This is a genomic window from Leucobacter sp. 1207-22 (genome assembly GCF_052850455.1).
Map to the genome: position 1 here is coordinate 217,640 of NZ_VXCR01000002.1, position 26,078 is coordinate 243,717.

General features: G+C 60.0%; 21 protein-coding genes. 16 read left to right on the plus strand and 5 right to left on the minus strand.

Annotated features, from left to right (window positions below; translation table 11 throughout):
* Positions 1-10: 10 nt before the first annotated feature.
* The 3 genes from FW756_RS04175 to valS are packed head-to-tail and all read right to left on the minus strand — an operon-like array spanning position 11 to position 3,392.
* Positions 11-508: a hypothetical protein gene (locus FW756_RS04175; protein ID WP_446428914.1), complete on the minus strand. Its 498-nt coding sequence runs from the start codon at positions 506-508 to the stop codon at positions 11-13.
* Positions 509-510: 2 nt separating this feature from the next.
* On the minus strand, positions 511-801 hold the full coding sequence (locus FW756_RS04180) for a Fe-S oxidoreductase (RefSeq protein WP_446428915.1): 291 nt from the start codon (positions 799-801) through the stop codon (positions 511-513).
* 5 nt (positions 802-806) lie between these two features.
* Complete coding sequence (valS, locus tag FW756_RS04185; protein WP_446428916.1) at positions 807-3,392, minus strand: valine--tRNA ligase; 2,586 nt, start codon at positions 3,390-3,392, stop codon at positions 807-809.
* 397 nt (positions 3,393-3,789) lie between these two features.
* On the opposite strand from valS, the gene ileS reads away from it, so the two are divergent.
* The 4 genes from ileS (at position 3,790) to ndk (ending at position 9,488) form a co-directional block, all read left to right on the plus strand.
* Positions 3,790-7,176 carry an isoleucine--tRNA ligase gene (ileS, locus tag FW756_RS04190; protein WP_446428917.1) on the plus strand — a complete coding sequence of 1,129 codons (3,387 nt, stop codon included), beginning with the start codon at positions 3,790-3,792 and terminating at the stop codon, positions 7,174-7,176.
* Positions 7,173-8,534 (plus strand): bifunctional folylpolyglutamate synthase/dihydrofolate synthase, encoded by a 1,362-nt coding sequence (locus FW756_RS04195; protein WP_446428918.1) that lies wholly within the window; start codon positions 7,173-7,175, stop codon positions 8,532-8,534. The genes ileS and FW756_RS04195 overlap by 4 nt, the downstream gene beginning before the upstream one ends.
* On the plus strand, positions 8,531-8,995 hold the full coding sequence (locus FW756_RS04200; RefSeq protein ID WP_446428919.1) for a DUF4233 domain-containing protein: 465 nt from the start codon (positions 8,531-8,533) through the stop codon (positions 8,993-8,995). Before FW756_RS04195 ends, FW756_RS04200 begins: the two co-directional genes overlap by 4 nt.
* A 76-nt stretch (positions 8,996-9,071) precedes the next feature.
* Complete coding sequence (gene ndk, locus FW756_RS04205; RefSeq protein ID WP_188024004.1) at positions 9,072-9,488, plus strand: nucleoside-diphosphate kinase; 417 nt, start codon at positions 9,072-9,074, stop codon at positions 9,486-9,488.
* Between the two features lie 84 nt (positions 9,489-9,572).
* On the opposite strand, the gene ilvD is transcribed toward ndk, so the two are convergent.
* Positions 9,573-11,432: a dihydroxy-acid dehydratase gene (gene ilvD, locus FW756_RS04210; protein WP_446428920.1), complete on the minus strand. Its 1,860-nt coding sequence runs from the start codon at positions 11,430-11,432 to the stop codon at positions 9,573-9,575.
* Between the two features lie 84 nt (positions 11,433-11,516).
* Here ilvD and FW756_RS04215 point away from each other — a divergent pair, with 84 nt between their 5' ends.
* Positions 11,517-12,326: a helix-turn-helix transcriptional regulator gene (locus FW756_RS04215; protein WP_446428921.1), complete on the plus strand. Its 810-nt coding sequence runs from the start codon at positions 11,517-11,519 to the stop codon at positions 12,324-12,326.
* On the opposite strand, the gene FW756_RS04220 is transcribed toward FW756_RS04215, so the two are convergent.
* Entirely contained in the window at positions 12,327-12,758 is a 432-nt protein-coding gene (locus FW756_RS04220; protein WP_446428922.1) for a MarR family winged helix-turn-helix transcriptional regulator, read from the minus strand.
* 237 nt (positions 12,759-12,995) lie between these two features.
* Here FW756_RS04220 and uvrB point away from each other — a divergent pair, with 237 nt between their 5' ends.
* The 11 genes from uvrB to FW756_RS04275 all read left to right on the plus strand — a co-directional run bounded on the left by uvrB (position 12,996) and on the right by FW756_RS04275 (position 26,066).
* The gene (gene uvrB / locus FW756_RS04225; RefSeq protein WP_446428923.1) at positions 12,996-15,086 is read left to right on the plus strand and encodes an excinuclease ABC subunit UvrB; all 2,091 of its coding nucleotides are present in this window, start codon (positions 12,996-12,998) and stop codon (positions 15,084-15,086) included.
* A gap of 49 nt (positions 15,087-15,135) precedes the next feature.
* On the plus strand, positions 15,136-15,705 hold the full coding sequence (locus FW756_RS04230) for a hypothetical protein (RefSeq protein WP_446428924.1): 570 nt from the start codon (positions 15,136-15,138) through the stop codon (positions 15,703-15,705).
* A gap of 86 nt (positions 15,706-15,791) precedes the next feature.
* Positions 15,792-18,689: an excinuclease ABC subunit UvrA gene (gene uvrA / locus FW756_RS04235; RefSeq protein ID WP_446429209.1), complete on the plus strand. Its 2,898-nt coding sequence runs from the start codon at positions 15,792-15,794 to the stop codon at positions 18,687-18,689.
* Complete coding sequence (gene uvrC / locus FW756_RS04240) at positions 18,686-20,617, plus strand: excinuclease ABC subunit UvrC (RefSeq protein ID WP_446428925.1); 1,932 nt, start codon at positions 18,686-18,688, stop codon at positions 20,615-20,617. The genes uvrA and uvrC overlap by 4 nt, the downstream gene beginning before the upstream one ends.
* Complete coding sequence (gene rapZ / locus FW756_RS04245; protein WP_446428926.1) at positions 20,614-21,492, plus strand: RNase adapter RapZ; 879 nt, start codon at positions 20,614-20,616, stop codon at positions 21,490-21,492. The genes uvrC and rapZ overlap by 4 nt, the downstream gene beginning before the upstream one ends.
* A 50-nt stretch (positions 21,493-21,542) precedes the next feature.
* Positions 21,543-22,523: a DNA-binding protein WhiA gene (whiA, locus tag FW756_RS04250; RefSeq protein WP_446428927.1), complete on the plus strand. Its 981-nt coding sequence runs from the start codon at positions 21,543-21,545 to the stop codon at positions 22,521-22,523.
* Positions 22,524-22,651: 128 nt separating this feature from the next.
* On the plus strand, positions 22,652-23,266 hold the full coding sequence (locus tag FW756_RS04255; protein WP_446428928.1) for a superoxide dismutase: 615 nt from the start codon (positions 22,652-22,654) through the stop codon (positions 23,264-23,266).
* An 85-nt stretch (positions 23,267-23,351) separates the two neighbouring features.
* A complete protein-coding gene (locus tag FW756_RS04260; RefSeq protein WP_446428929.1) occupies positions 23,352-24,554 on the plus strand; it encodes a phosphoglycerate kinase in 1,203 nt (400 codons plus the stop codon).
* Positions 24,551-25,345 (plus strand): triose-phosphate isomerase, encoded by a 795-nt coding sequence (tpiA, locus tag FW756_RS04265; RefSeq protein ID WP_446428930.1) that lies wholly within the window; start codon positions 24,551-24,553, stop codon positions 25,343-25,345. Before FW756_RS04260 ends, tpiA begins: the two co-directional genes overlap by 4 nt.
* Before the next feature lie 87 nt (positions 25,346-25,432).
* Complete coding sequence (gene secG, locus FW756_RS04270) at positions 25,433-25,681, plus strand: preprotein translocase subunit SecG (protein WP_188024016.1); 249 nt, start codon at positions 25,433-25,435, stop codon at positions 25,679-25,681.
* A 28-nt stretch (positions 25,682-25,709) separates the two neighbouring features.
* A complete protein-coding gene (locus tag FW756_RS04275) occupies positions 25,710-26,066 on the plus strand; it encodes an RNA polymerase-binding protein RbpA (protein ID WP_446428931.1) in 357 nt (118 codons plus the stop codon).
* The last annotated feature ends 12 nt before the right edge of the window (positions 26,067-26,078 follow it).

The following is a 26,078-nucleotide window of genomic DNA, read 5'->3' on the forward strand; positions in this document are numbered from 1 at the left end:
TTTACGTGTGTTACGGAGTGAGTGTGAACACCGAAATGTCGTAGTTCATGAGTACAGTGCCGTCTTCTCGGGGGAGGGTCATCGCGCTCACGGATGCCTTGTCTGAGGTGAGGATCGCAGAGGTGCCACCCTCGACCGTTTCTGCAGCCTCAGTGACCTCGAAATTACCATCAGCTATGACCTGAGACCAGAGCGCTTCTGCTGACTGAGCATCGGCAGCCTTCAACACGACGAACCATGTCGCAGCATCACGCGATCCTGCGTCATAAATCTCTGCGTCTGCAGGGACTGGGAATGCTTCGGGGAAATCCGCGGGAAGCTCCGTGACCTTCGGGGTTTCCTGTTCGAGGTCCGGCCATGCGGTCTCTTCTTCGGTCTGCGTGGTGAGATCATCCGGTGCCGCAATCTCCGGTTCCGGTGCACACGCTGTCAACGCGCTCAGGGCAATTGCCCCCGCAGCGACAGTTGCAAGCACACGGCGTCCGCCACGAATCCATTCAACCTGCATGCCTAGCCTCCAAGTAGCCACTCATCGTCATCGTCATCGTCATCGTCATCTTCGCTGTTGTGCGGTGAAGAAGTAGACCCGCTCAGATCTTTCACCAGAATCGTACCTGCGGCATCGACTGAGACCTCAGCTACGTCGTCAAGCGCGAGTCGCGGACGTCCCTCAAGCCAGGTGAGCGTCCACGACAAGGCGTTCGGAAAGACACCCTCGCACTCAGCAACCGTGGCAAAAAGCGTTGGGGGCACACTGCGATGCGGCTCTTGTCCAACCTGCCAGCGTGCCCCCAACTGCATGATCGTTACTCTGCGGTTTCGAGGGTGATCTCAGCGACTACGACGCCTTCAACGTCTGCGGCCTCGATACGGAGTTCGGTGATACGACCAACGCCCGCAAGATCCTCTGCTGCGAGCACGAGACGCTCCTGCAGCGCTGCCGGCGCCTGCACAACGGCGAGCGTTGCCTGGGTGCGCTGCGAGACCTTTGCTTCAGACTTCGCTCCGCGGATACCGATGAGCGCTGTGCCGACGAGATCGAGCAGATCGATGTCAGCATCCTCACCAATGAACTCAGCGAGTTCGCCAGCGACAGGCCACGAGGCCTGGTGAACCGAGCCCTCTGCGAACCACGACCACACCTCTTCAGTTGCGAAGGGGATGAACGGCGCGAGGAGACGCACGAAGACGGAAAGAGCCTCACGGAGCGCAGTGACTGCTGAGGCCTGAGCCTGCCCGGTGCCAGCGTGCGCACGATCCTTTACGAGCTCAAGGTAGTCATCACAGAAGGTCCAGAAGTACGACTCGGTGATCTCGAGCGCGCGCTGGTGATCATACGTCTCGAACGAGCGAGTTGCTTGTTCGATGACCCGAGCGAGGCCTGCCAGCATCGAGCGATCGAGTGCCTCGGTCACCTGGCCGGCGCCCGAAGCGTCGAAGCCGAGTGTGAACTTCGCTGCGTTGAGCAGCTTGATCGCAAGGCGACGGCCGATCTTGATCTGCGTCGGGTTCTGAGGATCGAACGAAGCGTCGGTGCCGAGCTTCGCTGAGGCCGCCCAGTAACGAACTGCATCGGAGCCGTGCTGCTCGAGCATACCGGCCGGGGTGACCACGTTGCCCTTCGACTTCGACATCTTCTTGCGGTCGGGATCGAGGATCCAGCCCGAGATGCCGGCGTTCTTCCAGGGGAGTTCACCTGACTCAAGCTCCGAGCGCAGCAGCGTCGAGAAGAGCCAGGTGCGGATGATGTCCTGACCCTGGGGACGGAGATCGAACGGGAAGACGAGCTGATAAAGCTCCTCATCGCGCTCCCAACCGCCAGCGAGCTGCGGGGTGAGCGAGGAAGTCGCCCAGGTGTCCATGACGTCAACTTCGCCCTGGAAGCCACCGGCCTGTCCACGCTGCTCGGCGGTGTAGCCCGCGGGAATGTCGGTCGAAGGATCAACGGGGAGCTGATCGGTCGTTGGCAGGATCGGCTTGTCAAATACGGGGTTGCCGTCACCGTCGATGGGGTACCACACGGGGATCGGGACACCGAAGAAGCGCTGACGCGAAATGAGCCAGTCGCCCGAAAGGCCTTCTACCCAGTTCTCGTAGCGCACACGCATGAAGTCGGGGTGCCAGTCCAGTTCCTTGCCGTGCGCAAGCAGGCGCTCACGCAGGGCCTCGTCCTTCGCGCCGTTCTTGATGTACCACTGGCGAGTGGAAACGATCTCGAGGGGCTTGTCGCCCTTTTCGAAGAACTTGACGGGATGGTTGATCTTGCGGATCTCGCCAACAAGTTCACCAGAGGCCTGAGCTGCCTCAACGATTGCCGCCTTCGCGCTGAAGACGGTCTTGCCCGCGATCTGTGCGTACAGCTCGAGGCCACGCTCCGAGGTAATGACCTCGGGAGCTTCCGAGATGATGCGGCCGTCAAATCCAAGGATTGCACGGTTCGGGAGATCGAGTTCGCGCCACCAGATCACGTCGGTGACGTCACCGAAGGTGCAGATCATTGCGATACCGGTGCCCTTGTCTGGCTGGGCAAGGTGGTGCGCAAGGATCGGAACCTCAACGTCGAAGAGTGGGGTGCGCACGAGTGAACCGAAACGGTCCTTGAAGCGCTCGTCGTCAGGGTGGGCCACGAGCGCAACACACGCGGCGAGCAGCTCGGGACGAGTCGTGTCGATGAGGATGTCATCGCCGCCGTCAACCGGGTGGAATGCAAGCTGGTGGTACGCGCTTGGCTGCTCACGATCTTCGAGCTCAGCCTGCGCAACTGCGGTACGGAAGGTGACATCCCAGAGCGTTGGAGCCTGTGCCTGGTATGCCTCGCCACGCTCAACGTTGCGGAGGAACGCGAGCTGCGATGCGCGAAGCGAGTCAGCCCCGATCGTGCGGTAGCTCTGCTTCCAATCGACCGAGAGGCCGAGGGTACGCCAGAGGTCTTCGAACTGCTTCTCGTCCTCGACAGTCAGCTTCTCGCACAGCTCAATGAAGTTGCGGCGCGAGATGGGCTGCTGATCCGCTGCCTTAATGCTCTTGCCTTCACCGCCGTCGTGGGGCGGCACGAAGTCTGCAACGTAGGGGAGCGACGGGTCGCAGCGCACGCCGTAGTAGTTCTGCACACGGCGCTCGGTAGGGAGGCCGTTGTCGTCCCAGCCCATGGGATAGAACACGCGCTTGCCCCGCATGCGCTTGTAGCGAGCAACGGTATCGGTATGGGTGTACGAGAATACGTGGCCCACGTGGAGTGAACCAGACGCTGTGGGAGGCGGGGTGTCGATGCTGTAGACGCTGTCGCGATCCGCGCCCTCACGCGAGAATGCGTAGGTACCCTGCTCTTCCCAGACCTGGCCCCACTTCTCTTCAAGGCCTTCGAGTTTCGGCTTGTCAGGGATAGCGCTCATTGAGGGGCTCCGATTCAGTATGGGCGGCACCGCGTAGTCGCACACTCACGAAATGGGTACACTGGTGCCTGAAGGTGTAAACCTCTCCAGTCTAGCTTCGATATGTGTGGGGAAGCGTACAGCCCACGCAGTGTCGCGCCCTGGTAGTATTTGGGTCATACGACTTTGATCCGGCAATCACCGGGGAGTCTTCGGAAGAACAGGGTCCCAACGAGAGTTGAGTTCCTCAGTAGAACCGAACGGGCAACGGCACGTTACGTCGAATGAAGTGGCAAGATCCGCGCACTTGCGAGAGTGGGTGGATCAGCAAGCGGGGTGGTACCGCGGGCAATGAGTCAGTGAGACTTGTAGCTCGTCCCGGCACGATACGTGACAGACGTTCGACCGAAGGAGCCACATGGCTTACCCCAAGCAGCCCACTCACGCGGGCGATGCAGCAACCCAGAATGGCGCAAGCTTTGGCGTCGTGCCGTCGCCAAACTTCCCAACGCTCGAAGAGCAGGTACTTGCGTTCTGGAAGAACGACGACACCTTCCTTGAGTCGATTCGTCAGCGCGAAGGCGCAGAGGAGTGGATTTTCAACGACGGCCCGCCTTTCGCAAACGGCCTCCCGCACTACGGCCACCTGCTGACCGGTTACGCGAAGGACGTCTTCCCGCGTTTCCAGACCATGCGCGGAAAGAAGGTTGAGCGTCGTTTCGGATGGGACACGCACGGTCTTCCCGCTGAGCTGGAGGTCATGAAGCAGCTCGGCATCACTGAGAAGAGCGAAATCGAAGCCATGGGCATCGACGTCTTCAACAAGAAGGCGCGCGAATCAGTGCTCCACTACGCAGGAGAGTGGGAGACATACGTCACTCGCCAGGCGCGTTGGGTCGATTTCGAGAACGACTACAAGACGTTCAACCTGCCGTTCATGGAGAGCGTGCTCTGGGCCTTCAAGCAGCTGCACGATAAGGGCCTCGCATACGAGGGGCACCGCGTGCTGCCGTACTGCTGGCGTGACGAGACTCCGCTGTCGAACCACGAGCTGCGCATGGACGACGACGTGTACCAGATGCGTCAAGACCCATCAGTCACCGTCACCTTCCCGCTGCAGGGCGCGAAAGCTGCTGAGCTTGGCCTGACCGGTGCGCGTGCGCTCGCCTGGACAACGACACCCTGGACACTGCCCACGAACGCGGCACTCGCAGTCGGCCCGGAGATCGCGTACGCGGTTGTGCCTGCTGGCCCACTCGGTGCCGCTGATGGTGGCGAGGCTGGCGCAGCAAGCTATCTGCTCGCGATCGATCTCATTGCAGGCCATGTCAAGGAGCTGGGGTACGAATCAGCCGAGGACGCGCTGGCTGCAGTCACCAAGACCGTCAAGGGTGTGGATCTCGAAAACATCGAATTCGAACCGCTCTTTGATTACTTCGCTGACGCTGAGAAGTGGGGCACCGAAAACTACTGGCGCATCCTCGTTGACGACTACGTCTCGACGACCGACGGTACCGGCATTGTCCACCAGGCCCCTGCCTACGGTGAAGACGATATGCGCATCACCGGCGAGGCTGGCATGCCCCCGATTCTCAGCGTTGACGAAGGCGGCCGCTTCATTGCAGCGGTGACCGACGTTGCTGGTGAACTGTGGCAGGACGCGAACCGTCCACTGATCCGCATCGTGAAGGACAAGGGTCGCCTGCTGCGTGAGCGTTCGTACGAGCACTCGTACCCGCACTGCTGGCGTTGCCGTAACCCACTGATCTACCGCGCCGTTTCGAGCTGGTTCGTGAGCGTTGGCCCGATCAAGGAACGCATGCTCGAGAACAACGAGCAGATCACCTGGGTTCCAGGAAACGTGAAGCACGGTCAGTTCGGCAAGTGGCTTGAAGGGGCACGCGACTGGTCAGTGAGCCGCAACCGTTACTGGGGCAGCCCGATTCCCGTGTGGAAGAGCGACAACCCAGATTTCCCTCGCGTTGATGTCTACGGTTCGCTTGACGAGTTGCGTGCCGATTTCGGAACCTTGCCAGTGAATGACGACGGTGAAGTTGATCTGCACCGTCCATACATTGATTCGCTGACCCGACCGAACCCTGACGACCCCAGCGGGCAGTCGACCATGCGTCGCATCGAAGATGTCTTCGACGTGTGGTTCGATTCTGGCTCAATGCCGTTCGCGCAGGCACACTACCCGTTTGAGAACCGCGAGTGGTTCGATGCAACACAGCCAGCTGATTTCATCGTCGAGTACATCGGCCAGACCCGTGGCTGGTTCTATGTCATGCACGTCCTTGCAACCGCGCTCTTCGATCGTCCCGCGTTTAAGAACGTCATTAGCCACGGCATCGTGCTCGGCTCTGACGGCAACAAGATGTCAAAGAGCCTCCGCAATTACCCGGACGTGAATGACGTATTCAATCGTGATGGTTCAGACGCGATGCGGTGGTTCCTGATGGCATCGCCCGTTGTGCGCGGTGGCAACCTGATCGTTACTGAAGAAGGCATCCGTGAGGGCGTCCGCCAGTTCATTCTGCCGCTCTGGAACACCTGGTACTTCTTCAGCCTCTACGCGAACGCTGACGGGGTCGAAGCAGAGTGGAGCGTCGATTCAAACGACCCGCTCGATCAGTACATTCTTTCGAAGACCGGCGACCTCGTGCGCAAGGTTGAGGCGGATCTCGAAAACCTCGACACCACCTCGGCTGCAGAGTCGTTGCGTGACTTCGCAGAGGTGCTGACAAACTGGTTCGTGCGCCGGTCACGAGACCGCTTCTGGGAGGGCGTCAACGGCGAGAACGGGAAGCCAGAGAATCAGCAGGCGTTCAACACCCTGTACACGGTTCTTGAAACACTGACCCGCATTTCTGCACCGATGGCCCCGCTCGTCACGGAAGAGATCTGGCGTGGTCTTACCGGTGGCCGTTCGGTCCACCTCACGGATTGGCCCGATGCCTCGGTCTTCCCAAGTAATGCTTCGCTCGTCGCTGCGATGGATGAGATCCGCCAGGTCACCTCATCAGCGCTCGCGCTGCGTAAGGCGAATGGCTTGCGAGTTCGACTGCCGCTTGCAGAACTCACTGTTGTGACCGATCAGCCAGCCGGCATCGAACCGTTCGCGGACATCCTGCGCGATGAGCTGAACGTCAAAACCGTCAGCATCATTGAGCAGAAGCCTGAAAGCGCTGCGGAGTACGGCATCGTACACTCGCTCGCGGTGAATGCACGCGCAGCTGGCCCACGTATCGGTAAGAGCGTGCAGCAAGCGATTAAGGGCGCGAAGTCGGGCGACTGGTCTGAGACGAACGGCGTCGTCACTGCAGGTGGTATCGAGCTGGTGGCAGGTGAGTACGAACTCACCCTCACGGCTGATGGCGCTGCTGCAGCTGGCCGCGCACTCGGCCTGCTACCCACTGGTGGCTTTGTGCTGCTTGCGACGGATCTTACCCCTGAGCTGCTTGCAGAAGGACTCACGCGTGACGTCACTCGTGCCGTGCAGGAAGCCCGCAAGAACGCAGGGTTTGAGATCAGCGATCGAATCGAGCTTGAGCTGTGGTTCAGCTCAGCGGAAGACCTCGCTGATGTCACGAGTGCATTCGTTGCAGTGGCAGTTGCAGAGGATACCCTGAGCGTTGCCTACTCGCTCGGCTCAGGTGACGCAGCTGCGCTGTCTTCAGCGTCCTTGGCTGAGGGTCGCCTCACCGGTGAGTTTGAACACACCGAAACTGTCGCAGCTGACAAGTACGCAAACCGCGGCGAGATCCGCGTGAGCGTGCGTCGCGCTACTGAGGCTGCCGCATGAGCGCGCTCACGCAGCACCTCACCCCAGGCGAGCGCATTTATAGTGCCTTGCTCGAACGCACAGGTGAAGCCGCGCCCGAGCCCCGTCTCGGGCCGGTTCGCCGGCTTGCAGAGCTCGCCGGGTCGCCCCAGCTCCAGTATCCGGTAATTCAGGTCGCAGGCACCAACGGCAAGACCTCGACGAGTCGCGCAATTCAGACGCTTCTCAGTGCGCACGGTGTTCGTTCGGGGCTCTTCACCAGCCCCCACCTCATCGATTTCACCGAACGATTCCAGATCGATGGCCAGCCGATTGATGCTGACGTACTCGAATCCGTCTGGAACGAACTGCAGCTCCCGCTGTCAGTCGTCGATGCTGAGCTCGAAGCAAAGGGCGAACCGAAGATCACGTTCTTTGAAGCCCTTGTGGTGCTCGGATTTGCCGTCTTCGCAGATGCCCCCGTAGATGTCGCAGTCATCGAGGTTGGTATGGGTGGCGAATGGGACGCGACGAACATCGTCGACGCGACCGTCGCTGTATTCACGCCGATTGGTCTGGATCACACCGAGATTCTCGGCGATACCATCGCCAAAATTGCGAAGACGAAGTCAGGCATTATCAAGCAGGGTTCGATCGTCGTGAGCGCAGCTCAGGACGATGCGGCACTCGCCGAGATCACCGCTGCTGCTGCTGCGCACGATGCGAAGCTCTACGTCTCTGGCGCGGACTTCTCGATTGGCGAAGACCGTCTTGCCGTCGGTGGCCGCCAGGTCGACTTCGTCGGCATCACCGGCCACGCTTACGAGCCTGCGTTCGTGCCGCTCTTCGGACAGCACCAGGCGGCAAACACCTCGCTCGCTATCGCGGCAGTCGAAGCGTTCTTCGGTGCTGAGCGCCCGATTCCTGATGAGGTTCTCGAGGAGGGTCTCGGTCACTTCACGTCCCCGGGTCGCCTCCAGCTCATCTCGAAGGAGCCTGTCACTTACGTCGACGCGGCACACAACCCGCACGGTGCCGAGGCGCTCGTGCGTGCGGTCACTGAGTCGTTCTCATTCTCCGAGCTTGCCGTAGTCGTTGGCGTGCTGGGGGAGAAGGACGCCGCAGGGCTCCTCCAGACGCTCGCGCCGATCGCGCACCGCGTGTATGCGACCGCTGTTGATTCACCTCGCTCGCTTGAAGCGGATCGAATTGCCGAACTTGCAGAAGTCGCAATCCCTGAGACTCCTGTACTGACCGTCGACGAGTTTGAGGACGCGGTCGCAGACGCGCACCAGTGGGCAACTGAGGAAGACGGCCGTGCCGTGCTCATTGTCGGTTCGGTTGTACTTGCGGGCCAGGCGCTCGCGCTTTCGCATCGTGAGGATTGGGGCATCGCGTGAGTAATCAGAACACCAACTCTGAAGAAGAGTTCAAGATGTCTCCGTCGGAGACGCTTGCCCATAACTCGGCGATGCGTATCTCCGGCGCGGGCCGTACGGATGACGCAGCAAAGACCCAGAAGGCGCTCGCGTCCATCGTGCTCGGCTTCGAGCTCATCATCGTCGTCCTCATTGGCCTCGCCATTTTTGGTCTTGGTCTCCTTGAGCCACGCGAACTCGGTCTCTACATCGGTGGTGGCCTCGCGCTTGTCCAGATCATTGGTCTCGGCACGATGCGGATCGGTCGCGTCGGCATCATCGTCGGTTGGATCTCACATGCGCTCATGCTCTTGTGCGCATTTATCCTGCCGATGGCGCTCATTGTTGGCCTGCTGTTCACCGCACTATGGGTGTACTGCATGGTCAAGGGTGCGCAGATTGACCGCGGTCGCATCGCGCACTTCGCGGCAATGGGCCGTTAACAAATTTGCCGGGTTCGCTCGGATACACTGAACGCCGGGGGACACCCCCGCAGCACTACATTTGAATGGAGCATGCATGTCCGTAGAAGCAACTCTCATCCTCGTGAAGCCCGACGGCGTAGCCCGTGGCTTGACCGGTGAGATTCTCCGCCGCATTGAGGCAAAGGGCTACACCCTCGCAGACATCCGCTTCGTGAACGCAGACCGCGAACTTCTTGCTCAGCACTACGCTGAGCACGAGGGCAAGCCGTTCTACGAGCCGCTCCTTGAGTTCATGCTCTCGGGTCCGATCGTCGCAATCAAGGCAGAGGGCGAGCGCGTCATCGAGGGTTTCCGCTCGCTCGCAGGCGCAACCGATCCCACAACCGCTGCTCCTGGCACCATTCGTGGTGACCTCGGCCGCGACTGGGGCCTCAAGGTGCAGCAAAACCTCGTGCACGGCTCTGACTCGACGCTCTCCGCTGAGCGTGAGCTGGGCCTCTGGTTCGCATAAGCGAATACCAGCCAGCACAAACTGAAGGGCTGGCGCCGATCCGCATGTGGATCAGCGCCAGCCCTTCAGTGTTGCAGCGAAGACTTAGACGTCTTCGGGGATAACGCGAACTGCGCCCTTATCGGCCGACTGCGCGAACGCCGCGTATGCACGAAGCGCATCGGTTACTGGGCGGATACGGTTCTTCGGCTTGTAGCCGCCGTTTGCCTCGAGCTCCGCACGACGACGATCGAGCTCGTCCTGGGGCACGTCGAGTGTGAGCTCACGTGTGGGGATGTCAATCTTAATGATGTCTCCATCCTCAACGAGAGCGATAACGCCACCACGAGCCGCCTCGGGGGAGACGTGGCCGATCGAGAGTCCTGAGGTGCCGCCTGAGAATCGGCCGTCAGTGATGAGCGCGCATGCTTTCCCAAGACCGCGTCCCTTGAGGAACGAAGTGGGGTACAGCATCTCTTGCATGCCTGGGCCGCCCTTTGGGCCCTCGTAGCGGATCACCACAACATCGCCCTCGACGACCTGCTTGTTGAGGATCTTCTCGACAGCTTCGTCCTGCGACTCACACACGACCGCAGGGCCGGAGAAGGTCCAGATCGACTCGTCAACACCAGCGGTCTTTACGACTGCGCCATCAACAGCGATGTTGCCACGGAGCACGGCTAGGCCGCCGTCCTTCGAGTATGCGTGCTCAACCGAGTGGATGCAGCCACCCTCCTGGTTAAGGTCAAGCTCGCGCCAACGTTCTGACTGCGAGAACGCGGTCGAGGAGCGAACGCCGCCGGGAGCAGCGTGCCACAGTTCGAACGCCTTCTCAGACGCCTTACCGCCGCGCACGTCCCACTCATCGAGCCACTCACCGAGCGTCTGCGCGTGCACAGTGTGGACCTCGTCGTTAAGCATGCCGCCGCGGCGGAGCTCACCGAGCAATGCGGGAATGCCACCGGCGCGGTGCACATCCTCCATGTAATAGGTTTTGCCGTTCGCAACGTTCGGTGCGACCTTTGCAAGACACGGCACGCGACGCGAAACCGCATCGATCTCTTCAAGACCGAAGTCGACACCGGCTTCGTGAGCAGCGGCGAGGAGGTGAAGGATCGTATTCGTTGATCCGCCCATCGCGATGTCGAGTGCCATTGCGTTTTCGAACGCGGCGTGCGTTGCGATATTGCGGGGGAGGACGGTCTCGTCGTCCTCCTCGTAGTAGCGCTTCGTGATGTTCACGATGAGCTCGCCGGCCTCTTCGTAGAGGGCGCGACGTGCGGTATGAGTCGCGAGAGTCGAGCCGTTGCCAGGAAGCGCGAGTCCGATCGCCTCGACGAGGCAGTTCATCGAGTTTGCGGTAAACATGCCAGAGCACGAACCGCAGGTTGGGCAGGCTGATTCCTCGATCTTCTGGAGATCTTCGTCAGAGACGTTCTCATTCACTGCCTCGGAGATCGCGTCAACGAGATCGAGGGTACGAACCATGCCGTTTGCAAGCGTCGCGCGACCCGACTCCATGGGGCCACCCGATACGAACACCACAGGGATGTTCAGGCGCAGCGCTGCGAGGAGCATGCCCGGGGTGATCTTGTCACAGTTTGAGATGCAGATCAGTGCGTCGGCGCAGTGTGCGTTCGCCATGTACTCGACCGAATCAGCAATGATGTCGCGCGAGGGGAGCGAGTACAGCATGCCGCCGTGGCCCATTGCGATGCCGTCATCGACTGCAATGGTGTTGAACTCGCGGGGGATGCCACCTGCACGGGTGATCGCCTCAGAGACGATGCGGCCGACGGGTGCGAGGTGGGTGTGGCCTGGGACAAACTCGGTGAACGAGTTTGCCACGGCGATGATGGGCTTGCGGCCAAGATCAGCGCCGGGAACGCCGGCAGCACGGAAGAGCGCGCGAGCACCAGCCATGTTGCGACCATGGGTAACAGTAAATGAGCGATAGGCGACCATAACTCATATTATCCACCCCTTCATTCGCGGAAGTGGACGATGCGCGAACAGCGTTACTACTAGTACTCCTGGTACTATGAATGCATGATTCGTCCTCGTACCCCGCGCGGTGTCCAGCTCGGTGAATTCCTTGCCACGAAACGCAAGGCCGTGGATCGTGAGGGGCTCGGCCTTCCGAGCGGCTCGCGGCGGTCGACTACTGGCTTGAGTCGCGAGGAAGTCGCAATTCTTGCCGGCATGAGCGTCAGTTGGTACACGTGGCTTGAGCAAGGTCGAGACATCAACGCTTCCCGGCAGGTGCTCGCCGCCGTCGCTCGAGTGCTGCAACTGACGTCGTCTGAGGCGGAATACGTGTTTGCGCTTGCTGGCCCTCACGCAGATCTTCCGACGGTCGAGCATGAGATGGCGCCTGCGCATTTGCAGCGCCTGATCGACGCACTCGACTATCCAGCGTTCATCGTTGACTCGGCATGGGAGATTCTTGGCTGGAATCAAGGGTATGAGTGGTTGTACGGCCCTATCGCCACGCTACCCACGGCGCAACGCAATCTCCTCGGGCTCGTGTATACCGATCCGCGCCTCCGAGAGATGCTGCCTGATTGGGAGGCCGACAGTCGGGCATTCATGGCCGAGTTTCGTGCAGAGTCAGGTGTGCGCTTAAGTTCTGCGCGTCACCGCGCCGTCATAGAGCGGCTCCTTGCGCAAAGTGAAGACTTCAAGCGGCAGTGGGCCGAGCAGAGTGTCGAGCGATTCAAGTCGCGGCTGCGTACGTTTGTGCACCCTCAGGATGGCGTGCGCGTGTTTGAGCACCATCGCCTGGTGCCATCCGACGCGACCGATCTTCACGTGGTGATGTATGTTCCCGTCGTCGAGCCAGTGGCGGGAACGAGGTAACTAGCCGCGGCGGACGATCTCGTCGTATTTGCGGAACACCGCGTTCAGTCCGCGATCAAATGCGGCCCGATCCTCTGGCGCGATTGCGCGGACCAGTTCGCGGGAGACTTCTGCGTGTGCCAGCTGGCGCTCTCGCATCTCCTGATGTGCCATTGGCGTGAGTGTGACGAGTACTGCGCGACGGTCGTGCGGGTCGGCGGCGCGGATCGCGTAACCAGACTCCACCAAGCCATCAATCAAAGAGGAGATACTACGCGGGGTGATGCCCATCGTGCGAGCGAGTGCCTGTTGCGAGGACGGGCCCCCGTGAAAGAGCGTCTGCATCACCTGGATTCGGGCAGCCGTTAGAGAGGTGCCCTTGAGTGAACGGTGCTCGTTGCGCTTGAAGAGTGCGCTGATGGCGAGTAGTCGATCAAGCAGAGTCGGGTTCACGCCTTTACGCTAGCACTTCGTGAGGTGATGTAATGAACGATGCCCACCGTCCAAGGTGGGCGATTGACCTGTCACGTGGTGGATCTGACCACCTTCGGGCGTGTTGGCTCGCTCCTACTATCGAGTGAAAATTACGGCATGTACTGGTTTATTGTTCGCGTTGGGCGTGCCGTTTTTGGGTGGGTGATTTACGCGTCTCATGGGTGAATGTCGGCGGCAAAAGGTATGGTGAGAAACATGGAAACCACGCGCAGTGTTCGACCATTTGAGGTCATCTCCGAGTACGAGCCGAGCGGCGATCAGCCGAAGGCGATTGAAGAGCTTGCTGCGCGCATCAACGCAGGCGAAACTGACGTCGTGCTACTCGGCGCAACTGGCACAGGCAAGTCAGCAACGACTGCTTGGCTCGTCGAGGCCGTGCAACGTCCGACGCTCGTTCTCGCCCACAACAAGACGCTTGCCGCGCAGCTGGCAAGTGAATTCCGTGAGCTCTTCCCCAACAATGCGGTCGAGTACTTCGTGAGCTACTACGACTACTACCAGCCTGAGGCTTACGTTCCCCAGACCGACACCTTTATTGAGAAGGACTCCTCGGTGAATGCCGAGGTTGAACGCTTGCGACATTCCACCACGAACGCACTGCTTTCCCGGCGTGACGTGATTGTGGTTTCGACAGTTTCGTGCATCTACGGCCTCGGTAAGCCTGAAGAGTATTACGAGGCAATGGTGCCGCTCGTGGTCGGCGACCGCCTCGACCGCGACGTGCTGCTGCGCCGGTTCGTTGACATGCAGTATCAGCGAAACGACATCGAGTTCGTTCGCGGCAACTTCCGTGTGCGTGGCGATACCGTCGAGATTATTCCGATGTATGAGGAGCTCGCGATTCGCATCGAGTTCTTCGGCGACGAGATCGAGGCGCTCTACTACCTGCACCCGCTCACGGGTGATGTCATCAAACAGGTCGAGACCGTGTCAGTTTTCCCAGGCTCACACTATGTCGCAAGCCGCGATGTCATGAATCGCGCAATGGGCACGATCTCTACCGAGCTAGATGAGCGTCTCGCCGAACTGAAACGCCAGAACAAGCTGGTCGAAGAGCAGCGTCTGCGCATGCGCACCACGTTTGACCTCGAGATGATGGAGCAGATTGGCTTCTGCTCGGGTATTGAGAATTACTCGCTCCACATCGATGGGCGGGAGCCGGGTGAGGCTCCGCACTGCCTGCTCGACTATTTCCCAGACGATTTCCTCGTTGTCATCGATGAGTCGCATGTCACCGTGCCACAAATTGGTGCGATGTATGAGGGTGATGCGTCGCGAAAGCGCACGCTGGTTGATCACGGATTCCGACTGCCGAGTGCGCTCGACAATCGACCGCTCAAGTTCGCAGAGTTCAAAGAGCGTGTTGGGCAAACCATTTACCTTTCGGCAACCCCTGGCAAGTATGAGATGGAGCGCGCTGACGGCATCGTCGAGCAGATTATTCGCCCGACAGGCCTGATCGATCCAGAAATTGTTGTGAAGCCTTCCGAGGGACAGATCGACGACCTGCTCGAGGAAGTTCGGGCCCGCGCTGAGCGTGACGAACGGGTGCTCGTCACTACGCTCACGAAGAAGATGGCCGAACAGCTCACGACCTTTATGGAGGAGGCGGGTGTTCGCGTTCGGTACCTGCACTCAGACGTCGACACACTGCGTCGTGTTGAGTTACTTACGGAGCTGCGTGCCGGCGTCTACGACGTACTCATCGGCATCAACCTACTGCGTGAGGGGCTCGATCTCCCTGAGGTGTCACTCGTCTCCATTCTCGACGCAGACAAAGAGGGCTTCCTGCGGTCGTCGACGTCACTCATCCAGACCATCGGTCGCGCTGCTCGAAACGTCTCTGGCCAGGTGCACATGTATGCCGACAAGATCACGCGCTCCATGAAGGAGGCGATTGAAGAGACCAATCGTCGCCGCGAGATTCAGGTGGCGTACAACACTGAGTACGGCATCGACCCGAAGCCGCTGCGTAAGAAGATCGGTGACATCACCGAGATGCTCAATCGCGAAGCCGCCGACACCGAAGATGTGCTCTCTCGTTCTGGTGCACATTCGCAGCGGAAGAGCGGTTCGTCGCAGAAGGCAAAAGGCAAGGCTGCTGCGCGCGCCGGAGCAATCGCTTCCGAGGGTGCAGCGAAGCTCGAAGAACTCATCAATGATCTCACCGAGCAGATGCTACTCGCGGCGGAGGAGCTCAAATTCGAGCTTGCCGCGCGCCTGCGTGATGAGCTCACCGAACTGAAGCGCGAACTGCGGAGCATGGACGAGGCGGGCCACCTGTAGGCCCTGCGATCCACGTCCACATGAACGAGCAAGAGGCAATGGAACAACAATGACCGCAACGTCGAGCAGCACCCGTGGGGCGAACATTCCTGCGCTTGAACGAGCTTCCAATATGACGTGGGGTGAGTGGCTTGAGCTGTTCGCAGCCGCGAACGCAGCGACGCTTAGTCACCGTGAGATCGCAGATCTTGCGGCCGCGAAGATGCCACCAGAACTGGAAAACCCGCACTGGTGGGCGCAGATGGCAACGATCGCCTTCGAGCAACATGCGGGCATTCGTCGGCCAGGCCAATCGGCAGATGGCACGTATCGAGTGAGCGTGAGCCGCACGGTCCCTGGAAACCGTGATGCTGTAATCGAATTCTGGGCCGAGACTGCCGCAGGCACCGATTTTCTCGGCGCCAAGCTGTCAGAACCTCGCCGCTCGCGCACCGACAAACGCACGTTCTGGCGTTCAAACCTCACGGGGCTGGGCAAGCTCGAAGTGGCTGCCGCAGCCAAAGACGAGACGAAGGTGCTCGTGACAATCAGTCACGAGGGGCTTGCTGACGAGAGCGACGTCGAACATTGGCGCGCGCTTTGGAAAGAACAGCTCGCCCGTTTTCCCAGCGCAAATTAATCGCACATATGTTCGAACTATTGCCCCCGGCAACGTAAGATAGAGCTGTGACTTCGAAGAACTTCGACCTTGCCCCCAGTACCCCGATTCGCTCCTCGGCAGCGCACGCCGAGATTAGTGTTCAGGGTGCCCGCGTCCATAATCTCCGCAATGTCGACCTGTCGATTCCGCGTGACTCCATGGTGGTGTTTACCGGCCTTTCGGGCAGCGGTAAGTCCAGCCTTGCGTTTGACACGATTTTCGCAGAGGGGCAGCGTCGTTATGTTGAAAGCCTGAGTGCGTATGCCCGCCAGTTCCTCGGTCAGGTCGACCGCCCAGATGTTGATTTCATTGAGGGCTTGAGCCCCGCGGTCTCAATCGATCAGAAGTCAACGAACCGTAACCCGCGTTCGACCGTCGGTACGATCACCGAGATCTACGACTACATGCGTCTACTCTGGGCTCGTGTTGGCATCCCACACTGTGCAGAGTGTGGTGAAGCGATCCAGGCACAGACGGTGCAGCAGATCGCTGACCGTCTCATGGAGCTCGAAGAGCGCACCCGTTATCAGGTGCTCGCACCCGTAGTGAGCAAGAAGAAGGGCGAGTTCGTCGACCTCTTCCAGGAGCTCGCAGCCGGCGGCTACTCACGAGCGATTGTAGATGGCGAGATGATTCAGCTGTCCGATCCTCCCAAGCTCAAGAAGCAGGTCAAGCACGACATCTCGGTCGTTATCGATCGCCTCGTTGCGACGCCAGACGTCCTCGGTCGGCTGACTGACTCGCTCGAGACCGCGCTGCGTCTCGCTGGCGGCATCGTCGCGATTGAGTACGTTGATGAAGACAAGGGGAGCGCCGACCGCGTACAGCTCTTCTCAGAGAAGCTCAGCTGCCCGAATCAGCACCCCATTCAGCTCACTGAGATCGAGCCCCGCACGTTCTCCTTCAACGCGCCCTTCGGAGCCTGTGGCGCGTGTTCAGGTCTCGGTACGAGCATGTCAGTCGATGAAGACCTCGTGCTTGGCGATCCGGCACTCTCAATTGCCGAGGGCGTCATCGTTCCATGGACGAGCCAGGGCAAGAGCCTCTATCAGTACTACGAGAAGCTGCTCGTTGGTCTCGCAGATGACCTCGACTTCTCGCTCAAGACACCGTGGGGTGAACTTGACGAAGAGGTACGCGAGGCAGTGCTTCACGGCAATAACTTCAAGGTCAACGTACGGTGGAAGAATCGTTTCGGCCGAGAGGTCAAGTACTCGAGCGGCTTTGAAGGCGTCATTCCCTTCATCGAGCGCCAATATGCCGAGGCAGAGTCTGACGCGAAGCGCGATCGCTGGCAGGAGTTCCTACGCGAGGTACCGTGCCAGTCGTGTGCTGGCCAACGCCTCAAGCCTGAAGTACTCGCAATTACTGTCAACGAGCAGTCAATCTCGCAGGTCACTGAGCTGAGCCTGTCGAACGCGAAGCAGTTCTTCGACGAGGTCACCCTGACCGAACGCGAGGCAAAGATTGCGGCGCAGGTGCTCCGCGAGATCCGCCTCCGCTTTGACTTCCTCATTGAGGTCGGACTTGGGTACCTCACACTCGCACGCGCCGCAGGCACACTCTCCGGTGGCGAGGCTCAGCGTATCCGCTTGGCTACACAGATTGGCTCCGGCCTGACTGGCGTGCTCTATGTGCTTGATGAGCCATCGATTGGCCTGCACCAGCGCGATAACCGCCGTCTGATCGAAACCCTCGTGAAATTGCGTGACCTCGGCAACACCCTCATCGTTGTGGAGCACGACGAAGAGACGATCGAAGCCGCCGACTGGATCGTTGATATCGGGCCTGGTGCTGGCGTTGAGGGTGGCACGGTTGTCCACTCTGGCAGCTACGCAGAGCTGCTGAGCAATCGAGAGTCCGTGACCGGCGACTATCTTGCGGGTCGTCGCAGCATCGATACCCCGAAGCAGCGTCGCAAGCGTGACAAAAAGCGCGAACTCAAGGTCGTTGGCGCGCGCTCAAACAACCTGCAGAACGTCGACGCAACGTTCCCACTCGGCGTCATGACTGCGGTCACTGGCGTCTCAGGCTCGGGCAAGTCAACCCTTGTGAACGACATCCTGTACCGCGTGCTTGCGAATCAGCTCAACGGTGCACGACTCGTTCCAGGCAAGCACACCCGAATTACCGGCCTCGAACACCTCGACAAGGTCGTGCACGTCGACCAGGCGCCGATTGGCCGCACACCACGCTCGAACCCTGCAACATACACGGGTGTCTTTGACAAGATCCGCAACCTGTTTGCTGAGACGCCCGAAGCGAAAACCCGCGGCTACCTGCCCGGTCGCTTCAGCTTCAATGTCAAGGGCGGCCGCTGTGAGGCTTGCTCGGGCGATGGCACCCTGAAGATCGAGATGAACTTCCTACCCGACGTATACGTCGCGTGTGAGATCTGTGGCGGCAGCCGTTACAATCGCGAGACGCTGCAGGTCCGCTACAAGGGCAAGAACATCTCCGAGGTCCTCGAGATGCCCATTTCTGAGGCAGAGTCGTTCTTCGAGCCGATCTCCTCGATCCACCGCTACATGAAGACTCTGGTCGACGTCGGGCTCGGCTATGTGCGCCTTGGCCAGAGCGCGACAACGCTCTCCGGTGGCGAAGCGCAGCGTGTGAAGCTCGCAACCGAGCTCCAGAAGCGCTCGAACGGCCGCAGTATCTATGTCCTCGACGAGCCAACGACCGGCCTTCACTTTGAAGACGTGCGCAAGCTACTGCTTGTACTCAACGGTCTGGTAGACAAGGGGAACACGGTGATTACGATCGAGCACAACCTCGACGTGATCCGCAGCGCCGACTGGGTTATTGACCTCGGCCCAGAGGGTGGATCTGGAGGCGGAACGATTCTCGCTACAGGCACTCCTGAGCAGCTCGCAGAACACCCCGAGAGCCACACTGGACGATTCCTCGCAGAGGTGCTGCACGGCCGTGAAGCGAAGGCGGCCGCAAAGGCCACCAAGTGACACCTGAAGACTCGAGATCTTCCTTCCGCCCTGCGCAGGGGGAGATCCCAACCAGCCCCGGCGTGTATCGGTTTAGCGACCGATACGGCCGGGTGCTGTACATCGGCAAGGCAAAGAACCTGCGCCAGCGGCTCGCGAACTATTTCCAGCCGATGCACGCACTCATGCCTCGTACGCAACGCATGCTCATGCTTGCCGCCAAGCTCGACTGGACCGTTGTCGCTACCGACACCGAGTCGCTCGTGCTCGAACACACATGGATCACGGAGTTCAAGCCGCCCTTCAACGTCCAGTTCAAAGACGACAAGACCTATCCGTACCTTGCCCTGACTCTTCGTGAGGAGTCTCCGCGACTCATCATCACTCGCAACGAGCACATCCGTGGCGCGAAGTACTTTGGCCCGTATCCGAAAGTATGGGCTCTGAAGGAGACCGTTTCGCTGCTGCAGCAGGCGTTCCCCATCCGCACCTGCAACGATGCCGATTACAAGCGGGCCATGTCCTCAGGTCGGCCGTGCCTCGCGGGTCAGATTGGTCGCTGTGGTGGCCCATGTTCGGGCACCATCAGCATTGCAGATCATCGGGCTCGAGTCGAAGAACTCGGCGCTTTCCTTGCGGGCGCCGATGATTCCCACCTCAAGCTTCTTGAACGTGAGATGAAGGCCGCCGCCATTGAGCAGCGGTATGAGGAGGCCGCAAAGCTGCGTGATCAGATGCAGGCAGTCGCTCACGTGCTTGAAAAGAACGCGATAGTTCTCGGCATGGACGTCAATCTCGATGTCTTTGGGCTCCGCTCTGATGAACTTTCGGCGGCCGCACATCAGTTCATCATTCGCGGTGGCCGCATTCGAGGTGAGCGTAGCTGGATCGTTGATGTCGAGCTCGATGACTCGCCTCCTCGGCTAGTTGAGCAAGTGCTCCAATCCGCGTACCCGCAGGACCGGGAGCCGCCTTCAGAAATCCTGGTATCCGTCATGCCCGACGGTGTAGAGGAGCTGCAGAAGGCGCTCGGCAAACAACGTCCGCGAGGCGGAAAAGTCAAGATCCGCGTCCCTGAACGAGGTGACAAGGCTCAGTTGATGGATCGCGCGGTCCTCAACGCGGGGGAGAACCTTGTCCGTCACAAGCTCAAGCGAGCGAGCGATATCACCGCACGAACTGATGCGCTCGCAGAGATCCAAGATGCGCTCGGTATGGATGTCGCGCCGCTTCGCATCGAGTGCATCGATGTGTCACATCTCCAAGGCACCAACGTTGTTGCGTCGCTTGTCGTATTCGAAGATGGCCTGCCAGCGAAGAGTGAGTATCGCAAGTACTCGATTGAGGCAACGACGGACGATACTGACTCCATTTATCAAGTGGTGTCTCGTCGCGCCGCACAACTCAACCAGGCGAGGGCTGCAGGCGAACTCCCAAACGGCGTCTATCGAGACCGCCCCCAGCTCCTTATCGTCGACGGTGGCGAGCCCCAGGTAGCGGCAGCAGCTCGTGCACTCTCGGAGCATGGCATTACCGACGTTATGCTCTGTGGAATTGCAAAGCGACTTGAAGAGATCTGGCTTCCTGAAGACCCGTTCCCAGTGATTCTTCCACGCACAAGTGACGCCTTGTTCCTGGTCCAGCGGATTCGAGACGAAGCCCACCGCTTTGCGATCACATTCCAACGACAGAAGCGCAGTACTGCAATTGCGACACAGCTTTCTGAGATCCCCGGGCTCGGCCCCAAGCGCGTGCAGCAGCTTCTGAAACGGTTCGGGTCGGCGAAGCGTTTGCGAAGCGCAACAGCAGCAGAGATCTCTGCGATGCCAGGCTTTGGGGATCGGCTCGGAGAACAAGTTCATCGCCATCTCACAACTGCGACAGAAGCGGCGACAGCCGGTAAGCTGGTGGTTCCTGAAACGGACGAGACCGAAGGTGATGCGACATGAGCGAAGAGAAATCGACGCAAGAAATTCTGATTGTCACGGGCATGTCTGGCGCAGGCCGAAGCACCGTGGCAAACACCCTTGAAGACCTTGGTTGGTACGTCGTCGATAACCTTCCGCTCTCCATGGTGAAAACACTGGCAGATATGGCCGATAAGTCTGGGGGAGCTCTCCCTCAGATTGCAGCGGTCATTGATGCTCGCGGGCGAAACCTGTATAGCGACATTCAATCAACTGTTGCTTCACTGCGTGAAAACGCAACGGTCCGTGTGGTCTTTCTTGATGCAAACAATGATGTTTTGGTACGACGGTACGAGCAGGTTCGTCGCCCTCACCCGCTCCAGCTTGAGGCAGGCGGCCTGCTCGAGGGAATCCGTCTAGAGCGTGAGCGCTCAGGGGAGTTGCGTGCTTCGAGCGATGTCGTCATTGACACGTCCGACTACAACGTTCATGGCCTCACCACCCACGTTCGGGACCTGTTTTCAGCGGAAGACACCCCCGGGCTGCAACTCAGCGTTATGAGCTTTGGATTTAAGTACGGGGCGCCAACTGACGTGGATCTCATGGCAGACATGCGATTTCTACCAAACCCATTCTGGGAAACTGATCTACGTTCGCTCACGGGACTGGACGGACCTGTGAAAGACTATGTCCTTGCGCAAGAAGGCGCAGCAGAGTTTCTCGAGCACTACGTTGCTTCTCTCGCGCCAGTTCTTGCTGGATTCCAGCGTGAGAACAAACGGCACGCAGCGCTCGCGATCGGCTGCACCGGTGGTAAACACCGGTCAGTTGCGATGGCCCGCGAGCTCGCGGATCAATTTGCTGCCCTCCCTGGCGTGAGCGTGTCGCTCCGTCACCGCGACCTCGGTCGCGAGTAGCGCACACCTTTTGATTTTCTGTTGATCTTTCGTTGAGAGGACTCTTCTCCGTGCCGACTACCGCTGAAGTCAAGGGCGAGCTCGTCCGCATTCCCGTCCAGCCGACTGGGGTGCGGATGGCTGAGGTTGCCACGACGCTTCGCCTTTCTGGAGGACTGCACACCATCAACGGTCGCATTGTCCTCGAGGCCGAACTGCACACCCCGCAGATCGTTCAGCGTGTCCGTAAGGACCTCGCCGAGCTGTATGGCGTCCGCGCTGACGCTAAGCAGCTGCCCCCCACCACGGTGCGCCCAGGTGCACCACAGTTTCTCGTTCGCGTCCTTGATGGCGAAACTCTCGCTCGCCAGCTTGGGCTTCTCGATCAGCGTCGTCGCCCGATCCGCGGCCTTCCAAATCGCGTCGCTACCGGCGACGCCGCAGAACTCGCTGCTGCGCTGCGCGGCGCATTCCTCGCGCGCGGCTCGATCACGCCGCCCGGCCGCACGGCTGGTCTCGAGATCGCATGCCCAAGCAGTGAAGTTGCGATGGCGCTTGTTGGCGCGGCAGGTCGCATCGGCATCGATGCGAAGAACCGCGAGGTTCGCGGCACCAGCAAGCTGCTTGTTCGTGACGGTGAAGCGATCAGCGCGATGCTCGGCGCAATGGGCGCTGTTGGCGCCCGTTCCGAGTGGGACAACCTTCGGAAGGCCCGCGAGACTCGCGCCACCGCGAATCGTCTCGTGAATTTTGATGACGCTAATCTTCGTCGATCCGCCCAGGCGTCTGTGACGGCTTGTGCGCGGGTTGAGCGCGCGCTTGAGATCCTTGGCGAAGATGTGCCAGAGCACCTCAAGTACGCTGGCATGTTGCGTCTGCAGCACCGCGAGGCGAGTCTCGATGAGCTCGGCACCAAGGCTGAGCCTGCATTGACGAAGGACGCAATCGCTGGCCGGATCCGCCGCCTTCTCGCGATGGCAGATAAGGAAGCTCTCGCGAAGGGGTTGCCTGGAACCGAAGCAAGTCTTCCCGATTTCGCAGAGGGCAACTAGGCCAAACCTGATACTCCCTGCATACCCCGGGAGTATCGCTAACTGCGAACGGAAATACCCCAGCCGACTCGCCGCGGTGCGAGTAGAGTGGGGCATACACCAACATCTGATTGAAACGGAGCAAGGCTATGGTTTACACCCTTCCTGAGATGCCCTACGACTACGCAGCACTCGAGCCGCACATCAGCGGCAAGATCATGGAGCTGCACCACAGCAAGCACCACCAGGCATACGTCACCGGTGCGAACGCTGCAGTCGAGGCTCTTGCTGAGGCTCGCGAGACTGGCAACCTTGCAAACGTGAACAAGCTTGAGAAGGACCTCGCGTTCAACCTCGGTGGCCACGTGAACCACAGCATCTTCTGGAACAACATGTCACCAGAGGGTGGCGAGCGTCCCGAGGGTGAGCTTGCAGCAGCAATTGACGAGTACTTCGGCAGCTTCGAGAAGTTCCAGGCTCAGTTCACCGCAACCGCACTTGGCGTGCAGGGCTCGGGTTGGGCTGCGCTTGCATGGGACTCGCTCGGCCAGCGCCCGAACATTGTTCAGCTCTTCGACCAGCAGGGCAACCTTCCCGCTGGCACCACTCCGCTGCTCATGCTCGACGTGTGGGAGCACGCGTACTACCTCGACTACCTCAACGTTCGCGCTGACTACGTCAAGGCTTTCTGGAACATCGCAAACTGGCAGGACGTCGCTCAGCGCTTCGAGACCGCTCGTTCGCAGACCCCAGGCCTGATCTAATTTCCGATAAGCGGGTGGGTGACGTATCTGTCACCCACCCGCTTCGGCATGTTCTCCCGAAATACCACTAGGAGTATTCCCCGCTATGCGCACGCTTGAAGATCTCGGCTCGCTCGCCTCACGAACGGTAATCGTTCGCTGCGACCTTAACGTCCCACTGTCAGAGGGCGTGATTACCGACGATGGGCGGATCCGCGCATCTCTCACGACCATCCGCGAATTGCGCGCTGCGGGCGCACGCGTGGTACTCCTGTCACACCTCGGTCGCCCCAAGGGGGCACCCGAGGAACGCTTCTCGCTTCGCCCTGTTGCAACGCGCATGGCAGAGCTGCTCGAGTCGCCTGTGCGGTTCGTTGGTCAAACCGTAGGAGATGAGGCTTCGGCTGCGGCGGCAGCGCTGAACGACGGCGACGTACTGTTGCTCGAGAACTTGCGCTTCAACGCAGGTGAGACCAGCAAGGACGATGCCGAGCGTCGCGCGTTCGCGGAACGGCTTGCTGCGCTTGGTGAGCTTTTTGTCTCTGACGGCTTCGGTGTTGTGCACCGTAAGCAGGCGAGCGTTTTCGATCTGCCCCAGATTCTTCCTAGCGCCGCAGGCCGCCTCGTTGCAGCCGAGACGGTTGTGCTCGAGCGATTGACGGAGAACGCGGAGCACCCTTACACGGTCATTCTCGGTGGCTCAAAGGTCTCAGATAAGCTCGGAGTCATTTCCCACCTCATCGAGCGCGTCGACACGCTGCTTATCGGTGGCGGAATGCTCTTCACTTTCCTTGCTGCACAGGGCCACCAGGTTGCTTCCAGCTTGCTTGAAGAGGACCAGCTTGAGACCGTGCGTGGCTACCTTGCTGACGCCGAGCGCCGCGGTGTTCGTATCGTCCTACCTACCGATGTCGTGGTAGCTGAGCGCTTTGCTGCTGATGCTGCCCACGAAATCGTCGCAGCCGATGCGATCGAGTCGAGCGCATTTGGTTCGGCAGGCATTGGCCTCGACATCGGCCCTGACAGTGCGGCGGCATTCGCAGAGGAGATTAGCAAGTCGCAGACCATTTTCTGGAACGGCCCAATGGGCGTATTCGAGATGGATGCATTTGCTCACGGCACCCGCGCTGTTGCACAGGCTCTCACCGCCACTCAGGGCTTCACTGTTGTTGGCGGCGGAGACTCTGCGGCTGCAGTTCGCGCGCTTGGCTTTGCTGATGACCAGTTCGGTCACATCTCCACCGGTGGTGGCGCGAGCCTCGAATTCCTCGAAGGCAAGCAGCTTCCGGGACTCGAGGTGCTCGCATGAACGCCACGGTAACCCGCACCCCGCTCATCGCGGGCAACTGGAAGATGAATTTCGATCACCTGCAGGCGATCGCTTTCGTGCAGAAGCTCGCTTGGGGCCTGAAAGACGCGAAGCACGACTTCTCTGACGCTGAAGTAGCCGTGTTCCCGCCTTTCACCGATCTACGTTCGGTGCAGACTCTCCTCGCAGCTGATCGACTTTCTCTGAGCCTCGGTGCTCAGGACGTTTCCCAGCATCAGTCGGGCGCATTCACCGGCGACATCTCGGCAGCAATGCTTACCAAGCTTGACGTGCAGTACGTCATCGTGGGGCACTCAGAGCGTCGTCACGGCCACGGCGAGTCCAATGACGTCGTTGCGGCAAAGGCTGCTGCGATCTCGCAGACCGGCATGGTTCCCGTCATTTGCGTTGGTGAAACCGCTGCTGATCTTGAGGAGCACGGCGCGGCCGCAGTTCCTGTCGCGCAGCTCCGCGCTGCGCTCGCGACGCTTCCCGCCGGCTCGCCATTCGTCGTCGCTTACGAGCCAGTCTGGGCGATCGGCAGTGGCCAGGCTGCAACGCCAGAGCAGGCGCAGTCTGTTGCGCAAGCTTTGCGTGAGACCATCATCGAGGTCTCCGGAGAAGATGCCGCCGCAACAACTCGTGTGCTGTATGGCGGGTCAGTGACGAGTGAGAATATCGCAGCGTTCATGCGTCAGTCTGACGTGGATGGCGCGTTGGTTGGTGGCGCCAGCCTGAAGGTTGACGAGTTCCAGCGGATCATCCGTTTCCGCCAACACGTCGGCGCGTAGCTATCCCAGTGCCGCATGGCGGCTATACTGGTTTCTGGTCCGTCGGTGCCGCGCACCTTGCGCAGTGCCAAGTGAAAGGTTTCCTCAGTGCTCGTAGTTAAGATCATCCTCTTGGCGCTGCTTGTTCTTACGAGCTTGCTCCTGACGCTGTTCATCCTGCTGCACAAGGGCCGCGGTGGCGGCCTCTCCGATATGTTCGGTGGCGGCATGGGCTCAGCTCTTGGCTCCTCGGGAGTCGCCGAGCGAAACCTCAACCGCATCACGGTTGTCGTCTCGATCGTTTGGGTTCTTTCGATCGTTGGCGTCAACGTTATTGATCGCTTCACGCTGATCTAAGTTTTATCTTGTAGAAAGCAGGTCACTCGTGGCAGGCAGCAGCAATGCTATCCGTGGTGCCCGCGTCGGTTCTGGTCCCATGGGGGAGCAGGATCACGGCGTGCGTGCCGAACGTGTTCAGGTCTCGTACTGGGACGCACTGGGCAACGAAACGATCCGCTACTTCTCAGCTGACGTAGCTGACGAGGAGATCCCGGATCAGATTGATTCACCGACTTCGGGGCTTCCCGCTGGTCGCAATAAGGATGAGCCACCCCAGCTCGTGAAGAACGAGCCTTACAAGACGCACCTCGCATATGTCAAGGAACGTCGCACCGAAGAGGAAGCCGTCGAGCTTCTCGAAGAGGCCCTGCAGAAGCTCCGCGCACGACGCGGCCGCAAGTAGCAGTCATCCTTG

Excerpts from the sequence above, each read along its gene's own strand:
- FW756_RS04215 (WP_446428921.1), top strand. The coding sequence starts at position 11,517 with ATGATTCGTCCTCGTACCCCGCGCGGTGTCCAGCTCGGTGAATTCCTT.
- tpiA (WP_446428930.1), top strand. The coding sequence starts at position 24,551 with ATGAACGCCACGGTAACCCGCACCCCGCTCATCGCGGGCAACTGGAAG.
- FW756_RS04230 (WP_446428924.1), top strand. The coding sequence starts at position 15,136 with ATGACCGCAACGTCGAGCAGCACCCGTGGGGCGAACATTCCTGCGCTT.
- FW756_RS04180 (WP_446428915.1), bottom strand. The coding sequence starts at position 801 with ATGCAGTTGGGGGCACGCTGGCAGGTTGGACAAGAGCCGCATCGCAGT.
- ileS (WP_446428917.1), top strand. The coding sequence starts at position 3,790 with ATGGCTTACCCCAAGCAGCCCACTCACGCGGGCGATGCAGCAACCCAG.
- FW756_RS04195 (WP_446428918.1), top strand. The coding sequence starts at position 7,173 with ATGAGCGCGCTCACGCAGCACCTCACCCCAGGCGAGCGCATTTATAGT.
- ndk (WP_188024004.1), top strand. The coding sequence starts at position 9,072 with ATGTCCGTAGAAGCAACTCTCATCCTCGTGAAGCCCGACGGCGTAGCC.
- valS (WP_446428916.1), bottom strand. The coding sequence starts at position 3,392 with ATGAGCGCTATCCCTGACAAGCCGAAACTCGAAGGCCTTGAAGAGAAG.
- FW756_RS04175 (WP_446428914.1), bottom strand. The coding sequence starts at position 508 with ATGCAGGTTGAATGGATTCGTGGCGGACGCCGTGTGCTTGCAACTGTC.
- FW756_RS04260 (WP_446428929.1), top strand. The coding sequence starts at position 23,352 with ATGCGCACGCTTGAAGATCTCGGCTCGCTCGCCTCACGAACGGTAATC.
- FW756_RS04255 (WP_446428928.1), top strand. The coding sequence starts at position 22,652 with ATGGTTTACACCCTTCCTGAGATGCCCTACGACTACGCAGCACTCGAG.
- rapZ (WP_446428926.1), top strand. The coding sequence starts at position 20,614 with ATGAGCGAAGAGAAATCGACGCAAGAAATTCTGATTGTCACGGGCATG.
- uvrB (WP_446428923.1), top strand. The coding sequence starts at position 12,996 with ATGGAAACCACGCGCAGTGTTCGACCATTTGAGGTCATCTCCGAGTAC.
- ilvD (WP_446428920.1), bottom strand. The coding sequence starts at position 11,432 with ATGGTCGCCTATCGCTCATTTACTGTTACCCATGGTCGCAACATGGCT.